The following is a 2696-nucleotide window of genomic DNA, read 5'->3' as shown; positions in this document are numbered from 1 at the left end:
TAGGTGTCGCTGATGCCTGCGGCCCATTTGTTGATGGTGTTGTAGGTGGCGGGGGCGACGATGATGGCGTCAGCCTTCGGGGAGCGGGGCTCGCCTGGCTTGCGGTATTGGCTGCGGACGGGGCGGCCGGTCTGGGCTTCGAGGGCTTCGGCGTCGATGAAGTCCAGGGCTGAGGGTGTGGCGATGATCTGGACGTCCCAGCCTCGTTGGTGGGCGAGGGTGACGAGTTTTCCGATGTCGCCGGCGGGGCCTGCTGCGCAGACGATGATGTAGAGGACGCGGCGGCGCTCGTTGTCGGCTCCGGCGTCGGTCACAGGCGCACCCCGATTTCTGTCGTGATCTCCTTGAGTTGCCGCTTGATGCTGGGCGGGGCGGTGGCCATGAGGTCGCCGAGCATGCGGTGGACGGCGGGGCGGGCTGAGATCTCCTCGGGCGCGAGCTGGTGGGCGTAGCGCAGGGCCTCGTATGCCTTGTCGTGCTTGCCCCATTGGGTGAGGGCGCCGGAGGTGTCGACGAGGAGTTTTGCTTTGCGTTCGGTGAGGGGGGATGCGGCTGAGGTCGACGGTGCGGGCGTGCTGGATGGCGGCTCCGGCGTCGCCGAGTTTGAGGGCGATGTTGACGCGGTGGAGTTGGACGTTGGTGGGGCCGAACGCGGTCCATCGGTGGTTGTAGTCGCCTCCGAGTTCGCGGCCTGCGGCTTCGGCCTCGTCCAGGAGGGTGGCGGCGGTGTGCCGGTCGGAGCGTTGGCCGGCGGCGGCCGCGCCGCGGAGGAGGAGTGCGCCGTAGACGGACAGGAAGTCGGGGGTGCGCTGGTCGATGTCGTGGTCGATGCGTTCGGCGTAGGTGCTGGCGGTCTTGGTTGCGGCGCCGTGGTGGCCGTCGTTCATCAGCGCGTGGGTGATGATGCGGGCGCTTGACCCGATGGTCGTGAGGTCCTGGCTGCGGCGGGCGGCCTGCATGCTGCGGTCGGCGGCGAGCCAGGCGAGCCCTTCGTGGTCGAGTTTGAGCAGGATGCTCGCGGCGACGTGGTGGGCCTCGGCCGAGAGCGCTTGGGCCTGGAGGCGGGCGTCTCCGTCGTAGGCGGCGCAGGCGTTGCGCAGGTCTGCCAGCAGGGTGGGCAGGGAGTTGATGACGGTGGAGTACTTGCAGTCCTGGTAGGTGCGTTTGGCTGCGGCTACGGCGGCGTCCAGGCGGGCGATGCTGAGGGCGGCCGGGGACGGGGTGTCGTTACTGGAGGGGTATCCGGCCAGGGCGGCGGCGAATGCCTCGACGCCTTCCAGCGGTGCGCCGTCGGACGGTAGGTCGGCGAGGATGGCGCTGAACACGCTGGCTCCGGCGAGCTTGCCGAAGGTTCTGCGGTGCACGGGGTCCCCTTCCCCGACATCGGCATCTATGTCAAGAGAACCCAGGAATGCGGGCGGAACCAAGCCCGCGGGGGCATCCCGTGATGTGGTGATCGTCGCCTTCGTGGTGGTCGGCGAGGTGAACGCGGGGAGGGTGCGCGGGGCCAGGCCCAGGGTCAGGCGGGCGGGGTCGGGCATCTGGAGGCCGTCGGCGATGCGCTCGAAGACCTCCAGGGTGGTGACCTGGCGGCCGCCCTTCTTCATGATCTCGCTGACCTTGCCCTGCGACATACCGCAGGCGATCGCGATTTGGGTTTGGCTGGCGCCTGCGTACTGGCGCAACAGGTGGAAGACGGTTCGGATGTCGCGGGTGGTCAGGGCTTCGATCATCTGCGGGCGCCGCCACAGTGAGTCCGGGATGACGATCGGGTCTGACGCCCGTCTCGACATCGGGTCTCCCTCCGCGTAACCGGTCTTCGCCGAGCGTATATCCCGTCGCGGGATATCGCCTGGGAATGGGTGCCGTCCGGGATTTGGCGGATCTTGGTCGGCATGACGCAGCAGCAGGGAACCGGCAAGCCGGGGTGCCGCTCGTGCGGTGGCCGTGGCTGGAGGTTCGTCTCTCCTCTCCGTGTGGTGTTCGTAGGGACGCCGGGTGACTCCGGTCCGCAGGTGCGGCGGACGCCGTGCCGCTGGTGCGCGCCGACGCGCAAGATGCGTGCGGCGTAGGTGAAGCCGCGGGGCCGGCGGGCGTGGTCGGCGACTGGAAGCGCGGTCGCTTCGCCCCCGTGGCGGCTGCGCTTGGCCGGGTGGGGTTCTGGTCGTCCGCTCGTCCGCTCGTCCGCCGGTCCCACTTCAACTCCTGGGAGTTCTCAGTCATGGACGTGGTGAGCAGGCAGCCTCTCAAGGACACGGCGTGGCGTCCGGCGGCTCTGACGCTGGTCGACGCATTGAAGCTGCGGGGCCTGGATGCGCAGGTGTACGGGCATGGTGCGGTGCGGGCGAGCAACCCGGCCGGTGAACCCGACCCGGACGATCCGCGCGGAGCGTTGATGCATCCGGGGATGCGGCAGGAGGTGCTGTGTCGTCGGCATGAGGGGGTGTTGTGGTGGCTGTGGGTGTGGGCCGGGCCGACCCGTCAGTCTCCGCCGGAGTTGGAGCCGTTGTGCCCGTTGCTGGAGACCGAGAGGGCAGCGGACCTGATCGCGCGGGTCTTGGCGGTGCCTTTCGCCAGCTCGCCGGACGGCGGGTCGTGATGGGTGCGGTTCCCGTGGTGCTGTCGGACGGGATGAGCGGGCGACCGGTCGCCGCGCAGATCGAACGCGAGTTCTCCGGGGTGTGGGCCTGGTACGG

At 69.4% G+C, this 2696-nt stretch carries 2 protein-coding genes and 1 pseudogene; 1 reads left to right on the top strand and 2 read right to left on the bottom strand.

All coding sequences use genetic code 11. From position 1 onward, the window contains the following. Both ABZ914_RS49845 and ABZ914_RS49840 read right to left on the bottom strand, forming a co-directional pair. A partial coding sequence (locus ABZ914_RS49845; RefSeq protein WP_500201594.1) for a flavoprotein occupies positions 1 to 314 on the bottom strand: 314 nt, incomplete at its 3' end. 1269 nt (positions 315 to 1583) lie between these two features. Beyond that, positions 1584 to 1634 (bottom strand): annotated as a pseudogene (locus ABZ914_RS49840) (hypothetical protein); the annotation flags it as partial. 395 nt (positions 1635 to 2029) lie between these two features. On the opposite strand from ABZ914_RS49840, the gene ABZ914_RS49835 reads away from it, so the two are divergent. Then, the gene (locus tag ABZ914_RS49835) at positions 2030 to 2599 is read left to right on the top strand and encodes a hypothetical protein (protein ID WP_500201593.1); all 570 of its coding nucleotides are present in this window, start codon (positions 2030 to 2032) and stop codon (positions 2597 to 2599) included. The last annotated feature ends 97 nt before the right edge of the window (positions 2600 to 2696 follow it).

It is taken from the genome of Spirillospora sp. NPDC046719, from assembly GCF_040645715.1.
Lineage (GTDB): Bacteria > Actinomycetota > Actinomycetes > Streptosporangiales > Streptosporangiaceae > Spirillospora.
The sequence above is the reverse complement of the archived record's forward strand: the minus strand, read 5'-3'. Positions and strand labels throughout refer to the sequence as shown.